This is a genomic window from Hypericibacter sp. (genome assembly GCF_050729195.1).
In the GTDB taxonomy this organism is placed as follows: Bacteria; Pseudomonadota; Alphaproteobacteria; order Dongiales; family Dongiaceae; genus Hypericibacter.
The window spans coordinates 1-24,146 of the sequence record NZ_JBOHKS010000178.1 but is presented as its reverse complement, the minus strand read 5'-3'; the positions used below and the strand labels follow the sequence as shown (position 1 = coordinate 24,146).

General features: G+C 67.3%; 18 protein-coding genes. 8 read left to right on the top strand and 10 right to left on the bottom strand.

Annotated elements, in window-relative coordinates; all coding sequences use genetic code 11:
* Positions 1-4: 4 nt before the first annotated feature.
* Complete coding sequence (gene cobB / locus ACREE8_RS13980; protein WP_431573619.1) at positions 5-739, bottom strand: Sir2 family NAD+-dependent deacetylase; 735 nt, start codon at positions 737-739, stop codon at positions 5-7.
* A gap of 79 nt (positions 740-818) precedes the next feature.
* Between cobB and ACREE8_RS13975 the strand changes: the two genes are divergently transcribed.
* The gene (locus ACREE8_RS13975; protein ID WP_431573618.1) at positions 819-1,304 is read left to right on the top strand and encodes a low molecular weight protein-tyrosine-phosphatase; all 486 of its coding nucleotides are present in this window, start codon (positions 819-821) and stop codon (positions 1,302-1,304) included.
* Here ACREE8_RS13975 and thpR read toward each other — a convergent pair.
* From thpR to ACREE8_RS13960, 3 genes are all read right to left on the bottom strand, one after another.
* Positions 1,268-1,825 carry an RNA 2',3'-cyclic phosphodiesterase gene (gene thpR, locus ACREE8_RS13970; protein ID WP_431573617.1) on the bottom strand — a complete coding sequence of 186 codons (558 nt, stop codon included), beginning with the start codon at positions 1,823-1,825 and terminating at the stop codon, positions 1,268-1,270. The two genes, ACREE8_RS13975 and thpR, sit on opposite strands and share 37 nt — an antisense overlap.
* A 176-nt stretch (positions 1,826-2,001) precedes the next feature.
* Positions 2,002-3,087: an FIST signal transduction protein gene (locus ACREE8_RS13965; RefSeq protein WP_431573616.1), complete on the bottom strand. Its 1,086-nt coding sequence runs from the start codon at positions 3,085-3,087 to the stop codon at positions 2,002-2,004.
* Between the two features lie 75 nt (positions 3,088-3,162).
* Positions 3,163-3,744, bottom strand: coding sequence for an arylesterase (locus tag ACREE8_RS13960; RefSeq protein WP_431573615.1), 582 nt, complete (start codon positions 3,742-3,744; stop codon positions 3,163-3,165).
* Positions 3,745-3,883: 139 nt separating this feature from the next.
* Between ACREE8_RS13960 and ACREE8_RS13955 the strand changes: the two genes are divergently transcribed.
* Together ACREE8_RS13955 and ACREE8_RS13950 are read left to right on the top strand one after the other, a co-directional pair.
* Positions 3,884-4,573: an ABC transporter ATP-binding protein gene (locus ACREE8_RS13955; protein ID WP_431573614.1), complete on the top strand. Its 690-nt coding sequence runs from the start codon at positions 3,884-3,886 to the stop codon at positions 4,571-4,573.
* A complete protein-coding gene (locus ACREE8_RS13950; RefSeq protein WP_431573613.1) occupies positions 4,566-7,130 on the top strand; it encodes an ABC transporter permease in 2,565 nt (854 codons plus the stop codon). Before ACREE8_RS13955 ends, ACREE8_RS13950 begins: the two co-directional genes overlap by 8 nt.
* 13 nt (positions 7,131-7,143) lie before the next feature.
* Here the strand turns inward: ACREE8_RS13950 and murJ are convergent, their stop codons facing one another.
* Together murJ and ACREE8_RS13940 are read right to left on the bottom strand one after the other, a co-directional pair.
* Positions 7,144-8,748, bottom strand: coding sequence for a murein biosynthesis integral membrane protein MurJ (gene murJ / locus ACREE8_RS13945; RefSeq protein ID WP_431573612.1), 1,605 nt, complete (start codon positions 8,746-8,748; stop codon positions 7,144-7,146).
* Positions 8,749-8,869: 121 nt separating this feature from the next.
* Complete coding sequence (locus ACREE8_RS13940) at positions 8,870-11,665, bottom strand: [protein-PII] uridylyltransferase (RefSeq protein ID WP_431573611.1); 2,796 nt, start codon at positions 11,663-11,665, stop codon at positions 8,870-8,872.
* Positions 11,666-11,842: 177 nt separating this feature from the next.
* On the opposite strand from ACREE8_RS13940, the gene ACREE8_RS13935 reads away from it, so the two are divergent.
* Entirely contained in the window at positions 11,843-12,589 is a 747-nt protein-coding gene (locus ACREE8_RS13935; protein WP_431573610.1) for a hypothetical protein, read from the top strand.
* Positions 12,590-12,617: 28 nt separating this feature from the next.
* On the opposite strand, the gene ACREE8_RS13930 is transcribed toward ACREE8_RS13935, so the two are convergent.
* Together ACREE8_RS13930 and mutS are read right to left on the bottom strand one after the other, a co-directional pair.
* Complete coding sequence (locus ACREE8_RS13930; protein ID WP_431573609.1) at positions 12,618-13,796, bottom strand: hypothetical protein; 1,179 nt, start codon at positions 13,794-13,796, stop codon at positions 12,618-12,620.
* Positions 13,797-14,015: 219 nt separating this feature from the next.
* On the bottom strand, positions 14,016-16,739 hold the full coding sequence (gene mutS / locus ACREE8_RS13925; RefSeq protein ID WP_431573608.1) for a DNA mismatch repair protein MutS: 2,724 nt from the start codon (positions 16,737-16,739) through the stop codon (positions 14,016-14,018).
* A 162-nt stretch (positions 16,740-16,901) separates the two neighbouring features.
* Between mutS and pyrE the strand changes: the two genes are divergently transcribed.
* Positions 16,902-17,474 carry an orotate phosphoribosyltransferase gene (gene pyrE, locus ACREE8_RS13920; RefSeq protein ID WP_431573607.1) on the top strand — a complete coding sequence of 191 codons (573 nt, stop codon included), beginning with the start codon at positions 16,902-16,904 and terminating at the stop codon, positions 17,472-17,474.
* A 164-nt stretch (positions 17,475-17,638) separates the two neighbouring features.
* A complete protein-coding gene (locus tag ACREE8_RS13915; protein ID WP_431573606.1) occupies positions 17,639-19,888 on the top strand; it encodes an NADP-dependent malic enzyme in 2,250 nt (749 codons plus the stop codon).
* Between the two features lie 101 nt (positions 19,889-19,989).
* On the opposite strand, the gene ACREE8_RS13910 is transcribed toward ACREE8_RS13915, so the two are convergent.
* Positions 19,990-20,406: a rhodanese-like domain-containing protein gene (locus ACREE8_RS13910; protein ID WP_431573605.1), complete on the bottom strand. Its 417-nt coding sequence runs from the start codon at positions 20,404-20,406 to the stop codon at positions 19,990-19,992.
* Between the two features lie 10 nt (positions 20,407-20,416).
* Complete coding sequence (locus ACREE8_RS13905; protein WP_431573604.1) at positions 20,417-21,340, bottom strand: hypothetical protein; 924 nt, start codon at positions 21,338-21,340, stop codon at positions 20,417-20,419.
* Between the two features lie 110 nt (positions 21,341-21,450).
* On the opposite strand from ACREE8_RS13905, the gene ACREE8_RS13900 reads away from it, so the two are divergent.
* Both ACREE8_RS13900 and ACREE8_RS13895 read left to right on the top strand, forming a co-directional pair.
* Positions 21,451-22,815, top strand: a complete 1,365-nt coding sequence (locus tag ACREE8_RS13900) for an ATP-binding protein (RefSeq protein WP_431573603.1) — start codon at positions 21,451-21,453, stop codon at positions 22,813-22,815.
* 243 nt (positions 22,816-23,058) lie between these two features.
* Positions 23,059-24,084 (top strand): PstS family phosphate ABC transporter substrate-binding protein, encoded by a 1,026-nt coding sequence (locus tag ACREE8_RS13895; RefSeq protein ID WP_431573602.1) that lies wholly within the window; start codon positions 23,059-23,061, stop codon positions 24,082-24,084.
* The last annotated feature ends 62 nt before the right edge of the window (positions 24,085-24,146 follow it).

The window sequence follows — 24,146 nt, the reverse complement described above, 5'->3', positions numbered from 1 at the left end:
GCCATCAGGAGAGCAGGCGTTCCGCCGCGTCGATGAGGGCCTCGACATAATGCGGCACCACCTCGCTTGCGGGCCCATGCCGCGCCTCGGCGAAGAGCGCCGCCCCCTGGCTGGGCTCGAGATTGAGCTCGACCGTATGGGCGCCCGCGGCGCGCGCCAGCTCGACGAAGGCCGACGCGGGATAGACATTGCCCGAGGTGCCGATCGAGAGAAAGAGATCGGCCCGACCCAGCGCCTCGAAGATCCGATCCATCTCGAACGGCATCTCGCCGAACCACACCACATGCGGCCTCAACCCCCCGCGCTCGCCGCAGGCAGGGCACAATGTCTCGACCGCGAGATCGTCATGCCAGGGCAGCACCGCCTCGCACGCCATGCAGCGCGCCTTGAGCATCTCGCCATGCATATGGACGATCGTTTCGGTGCCCGCGCGTTCATGGAGATCGTCGATGTTCTGCGTCACCAGCAGAAACGCCCCCGCACCTGCCTGGGCCCAGGCGCGCTCGAGCCGGGCCAGCGCGTGATGGGCCGCATTCGGCACCACGCTGTCGGACAACAACCGGCGGCGGCGCTGATTATAGAAGCCATGCACGAGGACGGGGTCGCGCGCGAAACCCTCGGGCGTCGCCACATCCTCGACCCGCACCTTCGCCCAAATCCCATCCGCGTCGCGAAAGGTTTCGAGACCGGACTCCTGCGAGACACCGGCGCCGGTTAAGATGACGAGGTTGCGTGCCATGATCGAGACCCCATTCTATTCGTCCCCGGCGTCCCGCCAAGCCCGGCGGCCGCCAAGGCCCAACGCCATTTGTAACGCGATGAAACGGATTCTGTTCGTCTGCACCGGCAATATCTGCCGTTCGCCCACGGCCGAGGGGCTGTTCCGCCACCGCATCCGCGAGGCCGGGCTCGAAGACCGGCTCTCCGGCGATTCCGCTGGCACCCAAGGCTATCATGTCGGCGACGCGCCCGATCCCCGGGCCATCGCCGAGGCCGCGCGTCACGGCGTCGAGATCGGCGATCTCAGGGCGCGAAAACTGGAGCGCGCGGATTTCGAGCGATTCGACCTGCTGCTCGGCATGGATCGCGGCCATCTGGCGCTGATGCGCCGCCTGGCGCCACCCCCGGTGCAAGCTCGGATCGGCCTGCTGCTGGCCCATGCGCGGGATTGCGGGCAAACGGAAGTGCCCGACCCCTATTACGGCGCCGAGGCGCAATACCGGTTGAGCTATCGGCTGATCGATGCCGGCATCGCCGGGCTCATGCGCTATTTGGCCGAGACCGTCGCGCGCGACAATTCATAGGAGCATTCGGCGCGGTAATAGGGGCCCTCGCCGCCGATGAAGCTCGAATAGATGGTGAAATGCGTCACCTCGAACGGCCGGCTGCGATAGAGCCCGTGCTGGGCGAGGAAGGCCTGCATCTTCGAGGGCGGCGGCGGTTGGTTGGGCCGCGCCAAGGTGACGTGAGGCCGGAAGCGCTGGCCGTCGGGCCGCGCGCCCGCGCGCACCACGGCGGATTCGATCTTGTCGTGGAGATGCTGCAAGGCCGGCTGCGGGCGCATGCCGGCCCAGACCGCGCGCACCTTGGAATCGTCGCCGAAATGGCCGACGCCGGCGAGTTCGAGCGTGAAGGCGGGCGCCCGGATGCCGCAGAGGGCGGCATCGATATCGTCGGCAGTGCCGCCGTCGACCTCGCCGATGAAGCGCAGCGTGATGTGGAAATTCTCCGGCGCCACCCAGCGCACGCCGGGCAATCCGCAGCAGAGATGCGACAATCCGAGGCGAACCTCGTCGGGCAACGCGAGGGCGACGAACAGGCGCAAAGCAACCAGCCCCCTTTATTGACGATCAAGCGACTCGGGGTATAGCGACTCAGATTTTCCTTTATAGCGTCAGCGGCCGATTCGGCAAAATGTCATCGCGAAGGGCTCGGAAGCCTTGTCTTAATTCAGCAATCGTCAGCAGGGCTGTCCTGACCCGACCCCTGTGTTCCGGCCAGCTAGAAGAACACCGCGAGCACGCCGGTGAAGCTGCGAATGCGGTTGTAACAAATCTCGCCGGAGCCGAAGAAGCCGATCACCGGCACTGTTCCCAGGCTGTCCCCGATGATGGCGAACTCTTCCTCCGCAGAACCGAACAATTGGGGCCCGCGCTGCGTGCAGGAAAAATAGACGGCCCCCTTCGGCGTTCTCTGCCCTTGCGTGACGACGCGCGCCAGCATGGCGCGCAGATCGGCCTCGGCCGCTTCGCGCGAGAGCCGCATGAAGGAGAGGCTGGCGCCGATCTGGACCGTGCGGTCGAGCGCCAGCCAGCCGCGATCGGGATCGGCGCCGAGGATGCCATGCGCCATCAGGCTGGTGCCGGCGCCGAGATTGTCCTTGAGGCCGACATAGCAATCCCAGCCGATGCGTTCGAGGCTGGCCTCCGAATGCGGCGCCAGCTCTTCCTTCAGCACGGTCAGGGCCGGGCGCCCATCGACCTCCGTCAGCAGATTGCGCGCAGCACCCGTGACCCGATGGGATGGGCCGATGGGAGCACAACTCTGGGTGAGGCCCGTCGCCGCCCCCACGCCGGCCGCGAAGAGCACGCCAGAGAATCCGCCCTCGACCACGCGCTGCGCCACTTGCGGGAAATTGCCGGCGCGCGAGGAGGTCATGCCGCCCACCAGGAAGCTGCCGGTCACCTCGGCCAGGTCGGTCACGATCGAGGTCGCCAGGGGATTGCGGGGATCGCCATGAACGATGCCGAGCAGGGGGTGAGCGCGGGCCAGCCAATCCCCATATTCACGGCGGAAGGCTCCGAAAGCGCCATGAACCGGTTCGAAAACGCGGAAACTGTCGGGCGGCAAGCGCCCCACCATGGCCACCAGGGCCGGGCGGTCGAAATGACCGACGGCAGCCTCGTCGGCGAGCTTGGCGCCGATTCCGATTCCGACCGTGCCGACCCAGTCCGCGATTCCAGTCGATTGCCGAAGTTCGGCCAGAATCTCGCCCAGATGTCGTGCGAGATAGTCGGTCGCGTAAAGCAGCCCGATATTGTCGCCATGAGCCGACGCATTCAGCCGTTCCGAGATCTGCGCGACCAACGCCCTCCAGTCGCCCCCGGCTGCCTGTGCGGCTCGAAAGACCGCCATCGCTTGCGCCCCCCCGCCTGCGTCGTTTCAGCCCGAATTGTTTTCCTTGCGCGCCTTGATGAGCGCGATGACTTCGGGTGTCATGCGTTTCACGATCGCCGCCACCCCGGCGGCGTTCGGATGGATGCCATCGCTTTGGTTCAGCGCCGGATCGCCGGCGACACCCTCGAGATAAAAAGGATCCAGCGGCACCTGGAACTGACGCGCCAGATCCTCATAGAGCGGATCGAAGGCCGCGACATAATCGGGCCCCAGATTGCGCGGCGCCTTCATGCCGATCAGCAGCGTCGGAATCCGGTCTTGCGCGAGGCGCGTCAGCATCGCCGCGATGTTCTTGCGCGTGGCCGCGGGATCGAGACCGCGCAAACCGTCGTTCGCGCCGAACTCGAGCAGCACAAGATCGGGCTTGTCGGCAAGCGTCCAGTCAAGCCGCGCGAGGCCGCCGGCCGAGGTGTCGCCCGCGACGCCGCCATTGATCAGCTTTACATTCTCGCCCGACGCGATCAGCGCGCGCTCGAGCTGCGAGGGAAAGCTGTCCGCATCGGGCAGGCCGAAGCCCGAGGTCAGGCTGTCGCCGAAGGCCAGAATGCGCAACGGTTCTGCAGCCATTACGGGCAGGGCGATCAGGGCCAGCGCCGATGAGAAAAGCAGCGCACAGAATCCACGTCGCGCAAAACGGGGGAGGTCCCGACGGCCACCCCCGTAAGGATGACCAGGACCGGCAGCGCCAACAGCGGAAGCGGAACCCATGATTCGACTGGAAGCCATTGAGCTAAGTTTGGGTAGCCAGGAGCGAAAGGTCAACGTGTTGCGCGGCCTCGATCTCGCCGTGACCGCAGGCGAGACGATCGCCGTGGAAGGACCTTCGGGATCAGGGAAAACCAGTATGCTGATGGTGATCGCGGGGCTGGAGCGACCCACCGGCGGCCAGGTCCGAGTGGACGATGTCGAGCTCGGATTTCTTAACGAAGATGCCCTCGCCCGGTTCCGTCGCGACCGTGTCGGCATCGTGTTCCAGAGCTTTCATCTCATCGCCACCATGACCGCATTGGAAAATGTCGCGGTGCCACTGGAGCTTGCGGGGCGAGCCGATGCGTTCGTGCGAGCCCGCGAGGAGCTGACGGCGGTCGGGCTCGGGGGGCGCTTGTCGCATTACCCGGGGGAGTTGTCCGGCGGCGAACAACAACGAGTCGCATTGGCCCGGGCGTTCGCTTGTGAACCTCGGTTACTTTTAGCGGATGAGCCCAGCGGTAATCTCGATCCGGATACAGGACATGCGGTGATGGACCTCATGTTCGCCGAGGTCGCGCGGCGCGGCACCACTCTCCTTCTCATTACCCACGATCCTGCTCTGGCCTTGCGTTGCGGGCGGCGCTTGAGACTGGTTGAAGGCCGATTGGTGGATGGACCGGCCATGGGCAGCATGACTCATGGCTGACGCCTTGATCTTGTCAGCACGCGCCAGTCAAAAGCCCCAGTTGCTGGCGCTGCGTTTCGCCTGGCGCGAGCTGCGCGGCGGGATCGCGGGTTTTCGTCTGTTCCTGGCCTGCCTGGCGCTGGGTGTCGCCATCGTCGCCGCCGTGGGTTCGCTGGCGGCGAGCCTGGAAGCCGGCATCGCCGCCGATGCCACGCGTCTCCTCGGTGGCGATCTCGAATTGCGGCGCGTCTATCGTCCGCTGGAGCCCGAGACCTTGTCCTTCCTCCAGGCGCGCGGCCAGACCTCCACCCTGGTCGAGACGCGCAGCATGGTGCGGCCCGTCACCGGCGACGCAGCGCCGCTGCTGGTCGAGCTCAAGGCGGTGGATGCGCCTTACCCTTTGGTCGGGCAGGTCGAGCTTGATCCGCCGCAAAAACTCGCCGCGGCACTGGCCTCGCATGAGGGCGCGCGCGGGGCCGTCGCCGATCCGGCGCTGTTCGATCGTCTCGGCGTGAAGATCGGCGATCGCATCAAGCTGGGCGCGGAAGAATTTATCCTCACGGCACGGCTTGCGAGCGAGCCCGATCGCGGCGCCACCGTCTTCTCGCTCGGGCCTCGCTTGATGATCGCGGAGGACGCGCTGCCGGCGACGGGCCTGCTGGTCCCGGGCAGCCTGGTCTATTACGAGACGCGCCTGTCGCTGCCGCCGACGGCTTCGGAAAGGTCGGATGCGCTCGCCAAGTCGGTGCGCGCCGAGTTTCCCAATTCCGATTTCCGCGTGCGCACGCCGAGCGATGCCGGCCCCGGCATCAAGAGCTTCGCGCGCCGCGCGGCGCTCTTTCTCAACTTTGTCGGCCTCGCCGCCCTTCTCATCGGCGGTGTCGGCGTCGCCAATGCGGTCGGCGCCTATCTCGAAGGCAAGCGCACGACGATCGCGACCTTGAAATGCCTGGGCGCCAGCGCGGGCCTGATCGCGCGACTCTATCTGGTGCTGGTGCTGGGCCTCGCCGCCGGTGGTGTCTTCATCGGCCTGGCGATCGGTGCCGCTGCACCCTATATCGCGGCTCCGTTCCTCGCCGCCCATTTCAGCGTTCCCTTCCGCGCCGCGATCCACGCGCTGCCTTTGGCGGAAGCGGCGGCCCTGGGCCTGCTTGCGGCGCTCGCCTTCGCCTTCCTGCCGCTCGCCCGCGCGCGCAAGGTGCCCGCGGCCGATCTCTTCCGCGCCACCGCCCCGCGCTCGATCGATCTTCGCGATCGCCTGCTGCTGGGCGGCATCTGCCTCGTGCTTGCCGGCCTCACCGTGCTGGTCTCGGCCGACAAGCTCCTGGCACTGGGTTTCGTGGTGGCGGCAGCCCTCTGCTATCTGCTGTTCCGCGTCCTCGCCCAGGCGCTGGGGCGGCTCGCTCAGTTCTTGGCGCGCCGTCAGAAGGGCCATCCCGCCTTGCGGCTGGCGCTGGCCAATCTGGCAAGGCCCGGGGCTCCCACCACGAGCGTGGTGCTGTCGCTGGGGCTGGGCCTGACCGTGCTGGTGGTGGTGGTCCTGGCGCAGGGGAGCCTGCATCGGCAGATTGCGCAGACGCTGCCGGCGGTCGCCCCCTCCTTCTATTTCATCGACATCCAGAACGATCAGGCCGAGCCCTTCCGCGCCGCGGTGGGCCAGGCGCCAGGTGTCACCGCCTTCCGCGAGGTGCCGATGCTGCGCGGGCGCATCGCCGCGGTGAACGGCACGCCCGCCGATCAACTGGCGGTGCCGAAGGACCAGCAATGGGTGCTGCAGGGCGACCGCGGCCTCACCTGGTCCGACACGCTGCCCGAGGGCAGCCAGCTCACCGCAGGCCAATGGTGGCCGGCCGATTATCAGGGCCCACCGCTGGTCTCCTTCGAGGAGGAAGCCGCGGCGGCTCTGGGCCTCAAGCCCGGCGACCATGTCACCATCGGCGTGCTGGGCCGCGAGATCACGGCCGAGGTCGCCAGCATCCGCGCGATCCGCTGGACGGATCTCACTATCAATTTCGTCATGGTGTTCTCGCCCGGCAGCTTCGCCGGCGCGCCCGCGACCTGGCTCGCCACCGCGAGCCTGCCGCCTGAGGGTGAAGCGGCTCTGGCGCATGAGGTGGGGGCGCAGTTTCCCAATGTCTCGACCATCCGGGTCAAGGATGCGCTCGCTGCCGTCGACGGTCTCCTGAGTGCGGTCGGCGCCGCGATCACCGCGACCGCGGGGCTCGCCCTCGCATCCGGTCTGCTGGTGCTGGCGAGCGCCGTGCTGGCCGAGGAGCGGCGGCGGATCTACGAGGCGGTGGTGCTCAAGGTGCTGGGTGCCACGCGGCGCGATCTTGCCCGTGCCTTCCTGCTGGAGCAGGGATTGCTGGGGCTGGTCACGGGCCTGCTCGCGATCCTGCTGGGCTCGATCGCGTCATGGGTCCTCGTGACCTATGGGATGGAGAACGAGTGGAGCTTCTCGGCGCCCGCCGTCTTCGCGATCGCGCTCGGCGGCGCGGCGCTGGCCTTGCTGATCGGGTTGAGCGGCACCTGGCGCGCGCTCTCGACGCCTGCGGCGCCGCATCTGCGCAACGAGTGACATCTTCGCCGGATCAGGCCTCGCCGCTTGCGTCCGTATCGGGTGTCGTCGCCGGCGTGACAGCGGGTGCCGCGCCCTTCTTGCGCGAGAGCGCCTTGGAGAAGTCCGAACGGGCGAAGGCGCCGAACAGCAGGCCCAGCCCGGCATAGGCGAAGAGCCCGACCGTCACCAGCACCACCAGCATGATGAGACGCAACCAGCCGCCCGCGGCGATGAAAGGATCGATCGCCCAGGTGGTCGCCAGCAGGATCGCGGTCATGCCGAGGCTCGCCAGGAAGATGCGGGGCAGGCGGCGCTTCAGCCGCTCATCCATCACGAAATGCTCGAGCCGGAAGAGCTTCACGCCGAGCAGCGTGGCGTTGAGCGTCGTCGCCAGGGTGGTGGCGATCGGAATGCCGACGAAGCCGATGGTCTGCGACAGCCCGACGCTGAGGACCACATTCGTCAAGACCGCGATCAGCGCGACCCGGAAGGGCGTGGTCGTGTCCTCGCGCGCGAAGAAGCAGGGCGCGAAGGCCTTGACCAGCGCAAAGGCCGGCAGGCCGGCGGCGAAGGCCGCGAGCGCCCAGGCCGAAGAGCGGCTCGCATCGGCATCGAAGGCGCCGCGCTCGAAGAGCGTGGTCATGATCGCGACCGGGATCGCCAGCAGCGCCATCGTCGCCGGGATGATGAGCGTCATCGAGAATTCGATGCAGCGATTGAGATTGTGCATCGCGATGTCGTGCCGGCCGGCGCGAAGCGAGCGCGTCAAGGTCGGCAGCAGCACCACGCCGACGGCGGCGCCGATCACGCCCAGCGGCAGCTGGAACACGCGGTCGGCGTAATAAAGATAGGAGACCGCGGCCGGGAAGCTGGTGGCGATGATGGTGCCGACCACGATGTTGATCTGGGTGACGCCGCCCGAGAGCAGCCCCGGCACCATCAGCTTCAAGAGCCGCTTGATCTCGGGATCGAGCCGCGGCATCGGCAGCGACAGCGCCATGCCGGCGCGGTTGCAGGAGAAGACCAGCCAGATGAACTGGCAGAGGCCCGAGGCCGCGACCGACCAGGCGAGCACCAGGCCGGGCCGGCCGGTGAAGGGCACGATGAAGATGAGGGCGCCCGCCATCACCACATTGAGCAGGATCGGCGCGGCGGCGGGCGCGCCGAAGCGATGGAGCGAGTTGAGGATGCCGCCCTGCAGCGCCGTCAATGACATGAAGAGGAGATAGGGGAAGGTCACTTGCGTGAACTGCACCGCATAGCCGAACTTGACCGGATCCTCGGTGAAGCCCGGGGCGATGATCCACATCAGCCAGGGCATCGCGAACTGCGCGGCGATGGTGAAGAGCAGCAGCCAGAACAGCAGCACCGACAGCACGCGCTCGGCGAAAGCCTTGGCCGCGGCCGGCCCCTGCTGCTCGAGCTTACCCGCGAACATCGGCACGAAGGCCGCGTTGAAGGCGCCCTCGGCGAACATCTGGCGGAACAGATTGGGGAAGCGCATCGCCACGAAGAAGGCGTCGGCGATGGGGCCGGTACCCAGCGCATGGGCGATCAGGATGTCGCGCAGGAAGCCGCCCGCACGGCTGACGCCGGTGAGCGAGCCGACTTTGACGATCGAGCCGATCAGGGCCACGAAGGTCCGGTTGCTTGCAGGATCGTCAGCGGCAAAATGGGGCCTCGCCCTGGGGACTCATTGAAACGGGAGTCCCAGTCTCTAGCCGATTGCGGCATTTTTCGGAAGCCGCGCGAGGAGTCTACTCGGCCGCGGCCGAGTCGCTGTTGGGATCTTCCGGTGAGGGGGCTGCCGGCGGCGAGGCGGCCCTGCCCTCGCCCTCCTCGAGCACGGCCATCAGCGCGTCGCGGATCGGCTTGAGCCGGGCATCGCCTTCGACCTTCAGGCCGAACTTGTCCTTCACATAGAACACGTCGACGGCGCGGGCCCCGAAGGTCGAGACCTTGGCCGACATGATCTGCAGCTTCTGGGCGGCAATGGCCTTGGTCAGCCCGTAGAGCAGGCCGCGCCGGTCGCGGCCATTGACCTCGATCAGGCTGTGCTCGGCCGAGCCCTTGTTGTCGATCAGGACGCGCGGCGCCACCTTGAAGAGCTCGGTGCGCCGGCCGAGCGGCGAGGGCGGGAACACCAGGTCGGGCGGGGCCGGCTCGTCGTCCGCCAACATCCGCTCCAGGCATTCGCGGATGCGCTTCAGATCCTCGGGCCGCTCGATCTCGCGGCCCTCGCCATCCTGGACCTGGAAATTGTCGAGCGCCTTGCCGTTGGAGAGGGTGAAGATGTCGGCGGCCGCGATGTTGGCGCCGGCCAGCGCCAGCGCGCCGGCGAGCCGCGCGAAGAGGCCCGGCCGGTCGGCGGTATAGACCGTCACTTCCGTGACCGCGCGCCAGTGATCGATGCGGGTGTCGAGCGCCAGCACCTCGCCGTCGCGTTCCGCGCGCTCGACCAGCCGCGCATGGCGCGCCAGGGTTTCCTTGTCGTAGGCGAGCCAGTAGGAGGGCGTGCCGCGCGCCACATGGTCGGCGAAGGTGGCAACGGTCCAGTCACCGAGCTCGCCGCGCAGCGCGTCGACCGCGACCTTGACCCGCTCCTCACGCTTCTCGGCAATGAGCCCGCCCGAGATCATCTCCTCGGCGCGCCAATAGAGATCGCGCAGCAGCTGCGCCTTCCAGCCGTTCCAGACCTTGGGCCCGACCGCGCGGATGTCGGCCACCGTCAGCACCAGCAGCAGCCGCAGCCGTTCGAGCGATTGCACCGCGGCGACGAAATCCTGGATCGTCTTGGGATCGTCGATGTCGCGCTTGAAGGCGGTGTTGCTCATGATCAGGTGGTAGCGCACCAGCCAGGAGACGGTCTCCGTCTCCTCGTCGGTGAAACCGAGCCGCGGGCCCAGCTTGAGCGCGATGTCGGCGCCCAGCTCCGAATGATCGCCGCCGCGCCCCTTGGCGATGTCATGGAGCAGCACCGCCAGATAAAGCACGCGGCGCGACTGCACCAGATGCACCACCTCGCTCGCGATCGGCACCTCGTCCTTGATCAGCCCCTGCTCGATCTTCCACAGGATGCCGATGGCGAAGATGGTGTGCTCGTCGACGGTGAAATGGTGATACATGTCGTATTGCATCTGCGCCACGACACGGCCGAAATCCGGCATGAAGCGCCCAAAGACGCCGGCCTCGTTGAGGCGCCTGAGCGTGATCTCGGGTCCCTTCTTCGAGGTCAGCATCGCGACGAAGAGGCGGTTGGCCTCGGGATCGGCGCGCAGCTTCGCATCCACCAGCTTCAGATTGCGCGTGACGAGCCGCAGGCTCGCCGGATGGATGTCGAGATCGTGGCGCTGCGCCACCTCGAACAACCGCAGCAGGTTGACCGGATCCTTCTTGAAGACCTCGGCATCGGCGACCGCCAGCCGGTCGCCATCGACCGGGAAGCCTTCGATCTCGCGCTGGAAGAGGCCGAAACGCGCGCGGGCCAGGAGCGAGCGCTTCTGATGCTGGGTCTCGAGCACGGCGCAGAAGATGCGCGTCAGGTCGCCGACCGTCTTGGCGATGAGGAAGTAATGCTTCATCAGCCGTTCGACGCCGCGCGAGCCGGCATGGTCGGTATAGCCCATGCGCCGCGCCAGCTCCGGCTGCAGGTCGAAGGTCAGCCGCTCCTCGGGCCGGTCGGTCAGGTAATGGAGATGGAAGCGCAGCGACCAGAGGAACGCCTCGGTCTTCTCGAAGCGCCGCGCTTCTTCCGCGGTGAAGACGCCGCGATCGACCAGGGCCGTCACGTCGTCGACGCGATAGAGATATTTCGCGATCCAGAACAGGGTGTGGAGATCGCGCAAGCCCCCCTTGCCGTCCTTGATGTTGGCCTCGAGCGAGTAGCGCGAATCGCCCATGCGCCGGTGGCGCTGGTTGCGCTCGGCGAGCTTGGCCTCGACGAAGGCGGGGCCGGTGCCGGCCACGATCTGCTTGAGGAACTTGGCGCGCAGATCCTGATAGAGCGACTGCTCGCCCCAGATATAGCGCGCCTCGAGGAGGGCCGTGCGGATCGTCAGGTCATTCTTGGCCTGGCGGATGCACTCCTCGACCGAACGCACCGAATGTCCGACCTTGAGCCCCAGATCCCAGAGCCGGTAGAGCATGTATTCGATCACCTGCTCGACATAGGGCGTGCGCTTGTAGGGCTGCAGGAACAGGAGATCGATATCGGAATGGGGTGCGAGCTCGCCGCGCCCATAGCCGCCGACCGCGACCACGGCGAGGCGCTCGCCGGTCGAGGGGTTGGCCAGCGGGAATACGAGCTGCGTCGCCGCGTCATGCAGCGCCCGGATGATCTGGTCCATCAGATAGGAAAGCGTGCGCGCGGCCATGCGCCCGTCGCCGGTGGCGTCGAAGCGCCGCCGCACCTCGGCACGGCCTTCCGCGAGCGCCGACTTCAACACCCGGGAAACCGCGGCCTCGTCGAGCTTGCCCTCGTCGGCCAGCGCCGCGAGCTCCACGGTGAGCCGGCGCCGGTCGATGACCTTGCGGGGATCGGAGATTTCTCCCATGGCCCTTATTATAAGGCGTCGGCGCCCTTCCCGCCAAATCGGGACCGGTCCCCTTTCCGGCCCGGAACCCATTGCCGCAGGGGGCGTTTGACACCAACTGGTGATTGCAGGGCCCGGACCGCTCATACTGGGCTGGAAGACGCGGATCCGAGCCTTCGCCGGACAGGGCCCATCCTCATGCAACCCTCCTCTTTCCCTCGGACGCTGCGGCTGCGATCACGGACCCTCGCGCCTGCGTTCCTGGCTTTGCTGGCCCTGGCGGCTTGCGCCGAGGACAAGGCGCCGCCGCCGGCTGCGACCCTGTCGCCCGGCCAATCGCCCAACGCCTCGGCCTATGACAGCACCGCCACGCCGCCGATGGGCTCCGAAGCCACCAAGACCGCGCCGACCATCGGCTCGCAGTCCATGGCGCCGGCACCCCTGCCGCAGACAGCCACCTCCTCCCCCTCGAACACACCGGGGACGCCCTCGATCGACCAGGGGGCGGGCGGCATCCTGCTCCCGGTCACGGCCAAGTTCCTGGTCGACCGTCCCGACATGATCGAGGTCTCGATCCGCGATGCCCAGGCCGCCGACCGGGTCCAGCTGGTGGCGCCGGATGGCGGCCTGGCCGATGCCTTTCAACTCGACCGCGAAACCATCCACGCGCAGGACACCGGCTCGTCCGGATTCAATTTCGGGGTGGGTGTGAGCGGCGGATCGAGCTCGGGCGTTCAGCCCAGCTTCGGGATCGGCTTCCCGCTCTTCGGCGGCGCGCCCAACAGCCCGCAGCGCGACGAGGTTCAGACCAAGGCCCTCATCAAGGTCCCGGACATGGCCGCCTATCGCGCCAACTGGCAGCACACGATCGTGCGGATCTATCTCGGCGAGAAGAGCGTCAGCCCGCGCAAGATGGAGATGGCGGCACCGGCGCCGCCATCCTGAAGAGCAGCGACGGCGCCGGGCCCGGGTCTCAGGCGGCGTTGACGCGGGTGAGGAAGCCTTCGATCTCGCGCTTGAGCTGATCGGCGTTGCGCGCCAGCTCCTTCGCTGCCTCGAACACCTGATCGCCCGCCGTGCCCGCCTGGGCCGCCGACTGGCTGACCTCGCGAATGCCTTCATTGAGCGAGTCGGTGGCCGCGGCCGCCTGCTGCACATTGCGGGCGATCTCGGTGGTGGTCGCGTTCTGCTCCTCGACCGCGGCGGCGATCGCCGTCGTGATCTCGTTGATGCGCTGGATCGTGCCGCCGATCGCCTTGATGGCATCGACCGCGGCGCTGGTCTGCGACTGCCAATCGTCGCGCGCGATGGGCGAGGGCTGGCCCGCCGCCAGCGCCTTGTCGATCTCGGCGCGGCGCGGCAGGATCCCGTCGAAATAGATTTCCTTGGCGGCGGCGACCGCCTTGACCACGGCCTCTGGCGCGCCCGGACGGGCGGCCATGTCCTGGACCAACGGCCAGGCCCCATCGATCTGGCCGCGCTGGAGCAGCGCCTTGGCCAGGGAGTCCGGCGTATAGCCGCCGGCCTTGATCGCATCGACCACGATGTTGCGGTCGAGGCCCGCCGCGGCGCGGATCACATAGCCCAGATCCTTGAGCGCCACCTGCTCGCCGATGAAGGGATCGACCAGACGGATGCGCGCGCCGAGCTTGGCGGAGATCGTCTCAAGCGTTTCGATGACGCCGGTGACCGAGCTCTGCCAGTCGTCGCCGAGGCCGGCAGGGCGCTGATCGAGCGCCGCCTTGATCGCGGTGTCACTCTCGGTACGCACCGCCTCGGTCTTGCGATTTCCATCCTCGAGCTTCTGCAGCACGTCATCGCCGCAATCGATCTGGGCGCAGGCCGCGAGAATCGCTTCGATGGCGGGCCGCGATTTGGCGCGCTGGTCCGCGATCTCGCCCAGGCGCTTGTCGCTGGCGGCAGCCTCGTCCGTCAGCGCCAGGCGCAGGGTCGAGCGCTCGACGCGCGAGGCCTGCAACGCGTTGAACACATGGCGCAGGGTGGTCGCGGTCTCGACGACCACGGCGGCTTCGCGCTGCTTGGCGAAGGCGGCGAACAGGTTCTGGGCGAGCAACGCCAGCACGATCAGGAGAAGAATCGCGAACAGGCCGTTCAACAGCGGGGCGATACGAAGATGCGAAAGAGAGCGCATGGTGTCCTCTGTCCAGTCATGGGAGTCGCGGTCAGACGCGATCCCAGTGCCGTCAGGTCGCCGCCACGTCGATTGTGATAGGACAAGAATTCGCATGGAGGTGCTTGCGGCCCGGTTAATTCCGGTGTGTGCCTGCATGCCCCGTTATGCGGCATCAATGACTTGAGTTGCGGCGGTTTGGCGCAGCCGCGCTCGGACACTCGTTCCGTTCTGGAACAATCACGAGGAGGCGAGCAAGGCCTTGAGGCGATAGAGCGCTTCGAGCGCTTCCTTGGGGCTGAGCTCGTCAGGATGAAGTTCCGCCAGCGCCGTTTCGATCGAGCTTGGACCGGTATCGTCGGTCGCGGGGCCGCGCGCGACAGCTGCCGAAAAAAGCGGCAGATCGTCGGCGAGCTTCGCCAGGGCCCCGGCCTGCTCGCCCTGCTCGAGGATCGTCAAGACCGATTCCGCGCGCGCCAATGCCGCCGCCGGCATGCCAGCCAGCTTGGCGACATGGATGCCGTAGGAGCGGTCGGCGGCACCGGGCGCCACCTCATGCAGGAACACCACCTCGCCCTGCCATTCCTTGACGCGCATGGTGTAGGGCGCCAGGCTTGCGAGCTTGGCCGCGAGCGAGGTCAGCTCGTGATAATGCGTCGCGAACAGAGCGCGGCAGCGATTGACCTCATGCAGATGCTCGACCGTGGCCCAGGCGATCGAGAGCCCGTCGAAGGTCGCGGTGCCGCGCCCGATCTCGTCGAGGATGACGAGCGCCTTCGGGCCGGCCTGGTTGAGGATGGCCGCGGTCTCAACCATCTCGACCATGAAGGTGGAGCGGCCGCGGGCGAGATCGTCGGCGGCGCCCACGCGGCTGAAGAGCCGGTCGACCACGCCGATTCGGGCCTGCGTCGCCGGCACGAAGCTTCCCATCTGCGCCAGGATGGCGATCAGCGCGTTCTGGCGCAGGAAGGTCGATTTGCCGGCCATGTTGGGTCCGGTCAGGAGCCAGAGCCGGCGGTCGGGTCCGAGATCGCAATCGTTGGGGACGAAACGCGTATCGCCCTTGGCTTCGAGCGCCGCCTCGACCACCGGATGGCGCCCGCCCTCGATGGCGAAGCTCTGATCCTCCAGCACAACGGGCCGGCAATAGCCGCGCTCGGACGCCAGGGCGGCGAGGCCTCCCGTGAGATCGGTCAGGGCCAGGGCTCGCGCCGCGTCCGCGATCGCATCGCCATGGCCGCGTACCGTTTCCACCAGCGCCTCGAACAGTTGCAGCTCGATCGCCAGCGACCTGTCGGCGGCCGACGCGATCTTGCGCTCGAGCTCGCCCAGCTCGACCGTGGTGAAGCGCATGGCCGAGGCCATCGACTGGCGATGGATGAAGAGGCTGTTGTCCTTGATCTTGTCGGCGTGGGTCGCCGTCGTCTCGACGAAATAGCCCAGCACATTGTTATGCCGGATCTTGAGCGAGGGCGTCGCGGTTTCGTTGCGATAGCGGGTCTCGAGGTCGAGGATCAGGCGCCGGCTGTGGTCGCGCAAGGTCCGCAGCTCGTCGAGCTCGGCATGGTAGCCGGCCGCGATGAAGCCGCCATCGCGCGTGAGGATCGGTAGCTCGGGCGCCAACGCCTGCGTGAGCTGCTGCACCAGGCCGTCATGATCGCCCAGATGGCGCGCCGCGGCGGCCAGCCCCGCCGGCAGATCGGTTGCGCGGTTCAGCAGCGCGCGGATCTCGCCGGCGACAGCGAGGCCGGCTTTCAGCGCCGCCAGATCGCGCGGGCCGCCGCGGCCGAGGATGAGCCGCGACAGCGCGCGCTCGATGTCGGGCGCGCGGCGCAGGAGCGCGCGCAGATCGTCGCGCAGATGGCCGTCGGCGACGAGCCGCTCCACCATGTCGAGCCGCGCCGCGATGATCGCAGGATCCGTCGAGGGTGCCGCCAGCGCGGCGGCCAGCGCCCGCGCACCCGCCCCCGTCACGCTGCGGTCGATCGCGGCAATGAGCGAGCCCTCGCGCTGGCCCGACAGGGTTTCCGTCAATTCCAGATTGCGCCGGGTCGCGGCGTCGATCTCCATGACCGAGCCGCGCGCGAGACGCCGCGGCGTCGAGAGCCGCGGCAGCTTCCCGCGCTGGGTCAGCTGGACATAATCGATGAGCGTGCCGGCGGCCGCGATCTCGGCGCGCTCGAAACTGCCGAAGGCATCGAGCGCCTTGACGCCATAGAGCGCTTCGAGGCGCCGGCGCGCGGCTTCGCTGTCGAAGCGGCTCGACGGGAGCGGCGAGAGGATCGAGGTCCAGTCGCCGAGCTGGTCGCGACCCGGCCCTTGCGCCAGCAACCGCTCGGGCAGCAGCAGCTCGCCGGGCGAGAGGCGCGCCAGCACCGCCGCCAGATCGCGCGGCTCGACCGGCTGGAGCTGGAAATCGCCGGTCGAGATGTCGAGCCAGGCCAAGCCCAGCCCGCCGGCGGCATCGGCCAGTGCTGCCAGGTAATTATGCCGGCGGGCATCGAGCAGCGTGTCCTCGGTCAGGGTGCCGGGCGTCACCACGCGGACCACGTCGCGCTTCACCACGGCCTTGGTGCCGCGCTTCTTGGCTTCGGCCGGATCCTCGATCTGCTCGCAGACCGCGACCTTGAAGCCCTGGCGGATCAGCCGGGCGAGATAGGCGTCGGCGGCATGGACCGGCACGCCGCACATGGCGATGTCCTGGCCGTCATGCTTGCCGCGCTTGGTGAGCGCGATGTCGAGCGCGGCCGAGGCCTTGACCGCGTCCTCGAAGAACAGCTCGTAGAAATCGCCCATCCGGTAGAACAGCAGGCAGTCCCGGTTCTGGGCCTTGATGGCGAGATACTGGGCCATCAGCGGCGTGGCGCCGCCCTCGGCTGCGATCAGCGCAGCCGGATCCTCGGGCGCGTCGGGCGCGCCGCCGGCAGGCTCTCGGTGATCGCGGGGCAGGCGGGTCAGGGGCATCGGTTCGGAGTCGCGGGATTCCCGAAGAAAAGGGCGGTTCCCCTCATGACAGGGGGCGGGCGGCGCGTGTAGGTTGCCGCGCAACTTGCACAACATTGTGCAACATCGGCAACTCGACCGCAGCCAGGGTTGTGGCGCGGTTTTTCCGGAGGATCAACCCCCATGGCGCTCGCCCGCCGCCGCCCCGAGACAAAGGCCCAGTTCGACAAGCTCAAGGCCATCATCCGCCGCGAATCGCTCCTCACCGGTGGCGACTTCAAGCTCGCCTCCGGCGCCCAGAGCAGCGTCTTCTTCGACATGAAGAAAACCCTGTTCGATCCCGAGGGCGTCTCCCTGGTGGGCGAGCTCATCCTCGATGTCATCGCCGGCGACAGCGTCGAGTATGTCGGCGGGCTCGAGCTGGGCGCCGTGCCGATCGCGACCGCGGTCTGCGTGAAGAGCGTGGGCAAGCGTCCGCTCAAGGGCTTCTTCGTGCGCAAGGAGCCCAAGGGCCATGGCACCAACAAGCTGGTGGACGGCCAGTTCAAGGACGGCGCCGATGTGATCGTGCTGGAAGACGTCACCACCACCGGCGGCTCCTCGCTCAAGGCGGTGAACGCGGTGCGCGAGCGCGGCGCCAAGGTGCGCAAGGTCGTCACCATCGTCGACCGCCTCGAAGGTGCCGAGGCCACCTTCGCCAAGGAAGGCATCGAGCTGGTCGCGCTGTTCGATCGCAACGACTTCCTGGATCGCTGAACGGAATCGATCTGCGCACGGCATCGGCCGTTCGCGAATCCTGTGCGCTGTTCAGCCGGCTGTACGGTGTTTGACCCGCTAGTCAAGCGCCGGCCAAACATGCAAGCCTTGGCGTTCGGGTGGACCGTGAGCGCGGGAGGCGCAGCCACACCTTGGACGACCGATTGAGTATCACCGAGCAGGAAGCCCTCCTTCTGCACTCCAGCGGCAGACCGGGCAAGATTGCGATCCAGCCCACCAAACCCTTGACAACCCAGCGGGATTTGTCGCTCGCCTACTCGCCCGGCGTGGCCTTCCCCTGCCTCAAGATCCACCAGGATCCCTCCACCGCCTATGACTACACGGCCAAGGGCAACCTGGTCGCGGTGATCTCCAACGGCACCGCCGTGCTGGGGCTGGGCGATCTGGGGGCGCTCGCCTCCAAGCCGGTGATGGAGGGCAAGGCCGTGCTCTTCAAGCGCTTTGCCGATATCGACGGCATCGATCTCGAGGTCGACACCCGCGACGTCGACGAGTTCATCAATTGCGTGCGCTATCTCGGGCCCTCTTTCGGCGGCATCAATCTCGAGGACATCAAGGCGCCGGAATGTTTCATCATCGAGCAGCGCCTGCGCGAGCTCATGGACATCCCGGTCTTCCATGACGACCAGCATGGCACGGCGATCATCGCGACAGCGGGCCTGATCAACGCGCTCGACCTCACCGGGCGCGATTTCAAGAACATGCGGATGGTGGTGAACGGTGCCGGCGCTGCCGCCATCGCCTGCGTCGAGCTGATCAAGTCGATGGGCGTGCCCCACGACAACATCATCCTCTGCGACACGGCCGGCGTGATCTATCAGGGTCGCGAGAAGGGCATGAACCAGTGGAAATCGGCCCATGCCGCCAACACCAAGCTGCGGACGCTCGAGGAGGCGGTGAAGGGGGCCGATGTCCTGTTCGGGCTCTCGGCCAAGGGCGCCGTCACCGGTGCCATGGTCGCGAGCATGGCCAAGAAGCCGATCATCTTCGCGATGGCCAATCCGGATCCCGAGGTAACGCCCGAGGAAGTGAAATCGGTGCGCAACGACGCGATCGTGGCCACCGGCCGCTCGGACTATCCCAATCAGGTCAACAACGTCCTGGGCTTCCCCTATATCTTCCGCGGCGCGCTCGATGTGCGGGCCTCGACCATCAACGAGCCGATGAAGATCGCGGCCGCCCATGCGCTGGCCGAGCTCGCGCGCGAGGATGTGCCCGACGAGGTGGACGCCGCCTATGCCGGCCGCCGGCTGCGCTACGGGCCGGAATATATCATTCCGGTGCCGTTCGATCCGCGGCTGGTCTCGCGCATTCCGGCCGCCGTGGCGCGGGCCGCGATGGACAGCGGCGTCGCGCGCCGGCCGATCATCGACATGCGGCATTACGAGTCCGAGCTGTCCGCGCGGCTCGATCCGACCGCAGCCGGTTTGCATCTCATCTTCGAGAAGCTCCATGCCAACCCGCGCCGCGTCGTCTTCGCCGAAGGCGAGGAGGAGCGCGTGATCCGCGCGGCCCTGGCCTTCCGCAATGCGGGCTATGGCACGCCGGTCCTGATCGGGCGCGAGGAGCGCATCCTGGAGACGATGAAATCCGGCGGGCTGGGCGATATCGACGGGCTCGAGATCCACAATGCCCGGCTCTCCAAGCGCAACGCGCAATATGCCGAGTTCCTCTATCAGCGCATGCAGCGTTCGGGCCTGTTGTTCCGCGACTGCCAACGGCTGGTCAACCAGGACCGCAACATCTTCGCGGCCTGCATGGTGGTGCAGGGCGACGCCGACGCGATGGTGACCGGCATCACGCGCAGCTTCTATGACGCGCTGGGCGACGTGACCCGGGTCATCGACCCGCGGCCGAACGAGCAGCTCTTCGGCCTCTCGATGGTGTTCGCCAAGGGCCGCACCGTCTTCATCGCCGACACTTCGGTCAACGAGCTGCCGACGCCCGACCAGCTCGCCGACATCGCCATCCAGAGTGCGGCGGCGGCACGGCGCATCGGCCATGAGCCGCGCGTGGCGCTGCTCTCCTTCTCGAACTTCGGCAACCCCTTGCGCGAGAAGGCCGAGCGCATCCGCGAGGCGGTCGCGGTGCTCGATCAGCGTAAGCCCGATTTCGAGTATGAGGGCGAGATGCAGGCCGACGTGGCGCTCGATTTCGAGCTGATGCGGAGGCTCTATCCGTTCTCGCGCCTCAAGGGCCCGGCCAACATCCTGGTCATGCCGGCGCTGCATTCGGCCAACATCTCGGCCAAGCTGATGCAGCAGCTGGGCGGCACGGTGATCGGCCCGGTGCTGATGGGTCTCTCCAAGCCGGCCCAGATCGTCCAGGCGGGCGCCACGGTCTCGGATCTGCTGACGGCGGCGGCGCTCGCCGGTCTCGCGGCAGTCCGCTAGATCCCCAAGACGTCAGGCGTGCGACGGCCTAGGGCAAGATCGGACCGGCTTGCTTCAAGCTGGTCCGATCTTGCCCTACTTCAATAAAATGGGAGGCTGATTCACGTCTCAAGTCGATTCGACTTGAGACGATCAGGCTCCATCTCGACCGGGCCGCCCGCCTTGCGCCAGGCGCCGAAGCCGCCGTCGATATGGGCGACCTGCTCCAGCCCCATATCCTGCGCGGTCTTGGCCGCGAGCGCCGAGCGCCAGCCGCCGGCGCAGAAGAAGACGAACCGCTTGGGCTCGGCGAAGGCTTTGCGGTGGTAGGGGCTCTCGGGGTCGATCCAGAATTCCAGCATGCCGCGCGGACAGTGGAACGCGCCCGGAATGCGTCCGTCCTTTTCGAGCTCGCGCGGATCGCGCAGATCGACGAACAGCACATCCTCGTCGCCGTGAAGCGCCAGCGCCTCGCTCATGCCGAGCGTCTGGATCTCGGCATTGGCTTCCTCCAGGAGCTGGCGAAATCCCTTCTTCAAGGCCTTCGCCTCAGCCGGTGCCGTCGATCGTCACGGCGCGGATCGCATAGCGCCCGCCGCTGTTGATGATCAGGAAGCCGTCGAAGGGCTTGGTGATCGTCGTGTCCGTGACCGTGATCAAGGCCTTGCCGTCGACCGACACGGTCATGACGCCGGCGCCGTCCCGCAGGAACTCGACGGCATGCACCTTGTCGCCTTCGAGCACCAGCGGCTGGGCATAGCTGCCGATGGCCGAGGTGCCTTGCGGCGTGACGCGCTGCAGCGCCAGGCTCGGATTGCCACCCGGGAAATAGGTGACGCGATAGGCGGTGCCGCCACCAGCGCCCTGATAGGGACCGAAATCGAGGCGCCCGAACTTCTCCTTCGAGACCACATCGAGACGGATCTTGAAGACGTTGGAGATCTTGGCCCCGGTATAGATCGAGGCGTAGGTCGCGTTGGTGCTGGTCTGGCTGCTCTGCGGCTGCAGGAGCGCGCCCAGCACGTCGTTCAGCTTGATGTTCTGGTTGGAGGTCTGGCCGGGCGGGATGATCGTGCTCTTGAGGCCGGTATTGTTGCCAAGCACATCCACGGTCCAGACGCCGGCCGTCACCTTCCAGGTCGGGTTGGAGGTGTAGTTGCCGTCCTGGAAGCTGTCATAAAAGAGACGCACGGTCGGCTGCGCCGCGGGGGCGGCCGGCGCCGCCGGCGCGGAGGCCGAGGCGATCAGGTCGCGCAGATCCTGGATGAAGAGCGGATCGGCGGCCTTGGCCTTGTCGGCCTCGTCCACCATCGACTTCAGTTTCGCCGCGAAGGCCTGCAACTGTGGATTGGAGGCCCCACCCTGCCAGGCGGAATAGCGGGTGGAGGAGGTGTCGTCGGCCCGGGCGCCGCTGATCGCCAGCGCCGTGAGGCCAAGCAGGAAGCTGGCGAGCGCCAGCATCGGTGCGCGCATCAATCGCATAAATGTTTTATACAAGCGACGCGCCGGCCGGCAAAGAGCCGATCGGCGGCCCGGCTTCAGCCGGAAGAATGAACGGGACGAAGCCGCTCGCGACGGAGACGATGCAACCCGGGCTTGGCGATATCTGGCGTCTGACGGGGACTGCGATCCTGCCGCCCCTCCTGGTGCTGCTGCTGCTGGCCGGAGGCGGCTGGCTGGCGATTGCGCCTGCCCTGATCGGCGCCGGACTCGTGATCCTTTTGGCGGGGCTGGGGATTTATGCCTGGCGGCGGCTGGAACCGAGCGGGACGCCGGTCGAAGAGGCACCCGCCGCCGAGCCCACACCCGAGCCGGAGCCCGCCGAACCGCCGGCGCCGGCCGTGGCCGACCGGGTGTTGCAGGCCCTGCCCGATCCGGTGCTGCTGGTCGATGGCGAGCGCCATGTGATCCAGGCCAATGCCGCCGCGGAAAGTCAGTTCGGCCGCAACGCGGTCGGCCGCGACCTCTCTGCTATGGTCCGCCATCCGGCCCTGATCGATGCGGTCGAGGCGGTGCTGGAGGGCGGCCCTGGCCGCGAGGTCGAACTGGTGTTTCCGGTGCCGGTGGAGCGCGTGCTGCGCGCGCGCGTCGAACCTCTGGTGGGCGAGGCCGACCAGCTGCTGGCACTCATCGCCATCCAGGACATGACCGCGGCGCGGCGCACCGATCAGATGCGCGCGGATTTCGTCGCCAATGTCAGCCATGAGCTGCGCACGCCGCTGGCGAGCCTGATCGGCTTCATCGAGACGCTGCAGGGGCCGGCGCGCGACGACCCGGAAGCGCATGAGCGCTTCCTCGCCATCATGCAGCAGCAATCCCAGCGCATGGCGCGGCTGATCGCCGATCTGCTGTCGCTCTCGCGCATCGAGCTCAACGAGCATAAGCCGCCGACCGGCGAAACCGAGCTGGGGCCGATCCTGGGCGGGCTGGCCGACGCGCTGGGGCTCAAGGCGGCCGAGCGCGGCATGACCATCCGGCTGGGCGCCGCGGCACCCATCGCCGGTGTCGACGCCTTCGCCGATCTGACCCGCATGCCGGCGGTCCAGGGCGATCGCGACGAGCTGACCCAGCTGTTCCAGAACCTGATCGACAATGCGATCAAATATGGCCGGACCGGCACGGCGGTGCGGGTCGCCTGCTGGCGCGAGCCGGTCGAGCTGCCGGGCCGCCGGTCGGGCGGAAGGCCGTCGCTGGCGATCGCCGTGATCGACGAGGGCGAGGGCATCGCGCGCGAGCATCTGCCGCGGCTGACCGAACGCTTCTATCGGGTCGACAAGGCCCGCTCCCGCGACATCGGCGGGACCGGGCTCGGGCTCGCCATCGTGAAGCATATCGTCAGCCGTCATCGCGGCCGGCTTTCGGTCGACAGCACGCCCGGAGTCGGATCGATCTTCACGGTCCATCTGCCCCTGGCGGAGGCCCGTAAGCCCGCCCGGGCACTGGCCTAAAACATAATATTCACAGGACGTTAAATAATGACCCGCAGAAATCCTGGCGGTGTCATCTGATTGTCATAAATCTGTATTATTTCTGTTGGCGGTGGCGAATAGGTTCGGCCGCGTGACGTCGGGGAAAGAGGCCCCGGGCCGGCTCGTCGGTGGGACGACCGGGCATGACCCGGAGCCCTCGAAGCCCTGAGGACCGTCATCGTGACTCGCAAGGTCATCACCCTGCCAACGGAGCCCTTCCTCATGAAACATTCCCGCATCCTCGCCGCGACCGCAGCCCTGGCGGTCTTTGCGCTGGCCGGTACGGCCCAAGCGCGCGACCAGATCCGCATCGTCGGATCGAGCACCGTGTTCCCCTTTTCCACCGCCGTCGCCGAGCAGTTCGGCAAAACCGGCAAGTTCAAGACCCCGGTCGTCGAATCGACCGGGACGGGCGGCGGCTTCAAGCTGTTCTGCGCCGGCGCGGGCGAGGATTCGCCCGACATCTCCAACGCCTCGCGCGCGATCAAGGCGAGCGAGATCGAGACCTGCAAGCAAAACGGCGTGACCGAGATCACCGAGATCAAGATCGGCTATGACGGCATCGTCATCGCCAACTCGAAGTCCGGCCCGCAGTTCAACTTCACGGTCGAGCAGGTCTGGAAGGCGCTCGCCAAGCAGGTGCCGGTCGACGGCAAGCTGGTGGACAATCCCTACAAGACCTGGTCCGACATCGACCCCTCCTTCCCCAACGAGAAGATCGAGGTCTATGGCCCGCCGCCGACCTCCGGCACGCGCGACGCCTTCGTCGAGCTGGTCATGGACAAGGGCTGCGAGGCCTCGGTGAAGCCGCTCGGCCTCGATGCCGACGCGACCAAGAAGGCCTGCCAGGCGGTCCGCGAGGACGGCGCCTATGTCGAGGCCGGCGAGAACGACAATCTCATCGTGCAGAAGCTCGAAGCCAACCCGCATTCGCTGGGCATCTTCGGCTTCAGCTTCCTCGATCAGAACGCCGACAAGATCCAGGGCAGCAAGATGGACGGCATCGTCCCGACCTTCGAGACCATCGCCGACCATTCCTACGAAGTGTCGCGGCCGCTCTTCATCTATGTGAAGAACGCCCATGTCGGCGTGATCCCGGGCATCAAGGAGTATGTGGCCGAGTTCATGAGCGACAAGGCGTCGGGCGATGAAGGCTATCTGGCCGACAAGGGCCTGATCCCGCTGCCGACCAGCGAGCGTCCGGGCGTGGTGGCGAAGGCCGTCGCTCTGACGCCGATGGGCAGCTAACCCCGCCCAGGCGGGACCGAGACCGCTTCAGGGAGGGCGGCCGGCTTCGATCCGATCGAAAC

Excerpts from the sequence above, each read along its gene's own strand:
- cobB (WP_431573619.1), bottom strand. The coding sequence starts at position 739 with ATGGCACGCAACCTCGTCATCTTAACCGGCGCCGGTGTCTCGCAGGAG.
- ACREE8_RS13975 (WP_431573618.1), top strand. The coding sequence starts at position 819 with ATGAAACGGATTCTGTTCGTCTGCACCGGCAATATCTGCCGTTCGCCC.
- ACREE8_RS13960 (WP_431573615.1), bottom strand. The coding sequence starts at position 3,744 with ATGGCTGCAGAACCGTTGCGCATTCTGGCCTTCGGCGACAGCCTGACC.
- ACREE8_RS13955 (WP_431573614.1), top strand. The coding sequence starts at position 3,884 with ATGATTCGACTGGAAGCCATTGAGCTAAGTTTGGGTAGCCAGGAGCGA.
- ACREE8_RS13950 (WP_431573613.1), top strand. The coding sequence starts at position 4,566 with ATGGCTGACGCCTTGATCTTGTCAGCACGCGCCAGTCAAAAGCCCCAG.
- ACREE8_RS13940 (WP_431573611.1), bottom strand. The coding sequence starts at position 11,665 with ATGGGAGAAATCTCCGATCCCCGCAAGGTCATCGACCGGCGCCGGCTC.
- ACREE8_RS13935 (WP_431573610.1), top strand. The coding sequence starts at position 11,843 with ATGCAACCCTCCTCTTTCCCTCGGACGCTGCGGCTGCGATCACGGACC.
- ACREE8_RS13930 (WP_431573609.1), bottom strand. The coding sequence starts at position 13,796 with ATGCGCTCTCTTTCGCATCTTCGTATCGCCCCGCTGTTGAACGGCCTG.
- mutS (WP_431573608.1), bottom strand. The coding sequence starts at position 16,739 with ATGCCCCTGACCCGCCTGCCCCGCGATCACCGAGAGCCTGCCGGCGGC.
- pyrE (WP_431573607.1), top strand. The coding sequence starts at position 16,902 with ATGGCGCTCGCCCGCCGCCGCCCCGAGACAAAGGCCCAGTTCGACAAG.
- ACREE8_RS13905 (WP_431573604.1), bottom strand. The coding sequence starts at position 21,340 with ATGCGCGCACCGATGCTGGCGCTCGCCAGCTTCCTGCTTGGCCTCACG.
- ACREE8_RS13900 (WP_431573603.1), top strand. The coding sequence starts at position 21,451 with ATGCAACCCGGGCTTGGCGATATCTGGCGTCTGACGGGGACTGCGATC.
- ACREE8_RS13895 (WP_431573602.1), top strand. The coding sequence starts at position 23,059 with ATGAAACATTCCCGCATCCTCGCCGCGACCGCAGCCCTGGCGGTCTTT.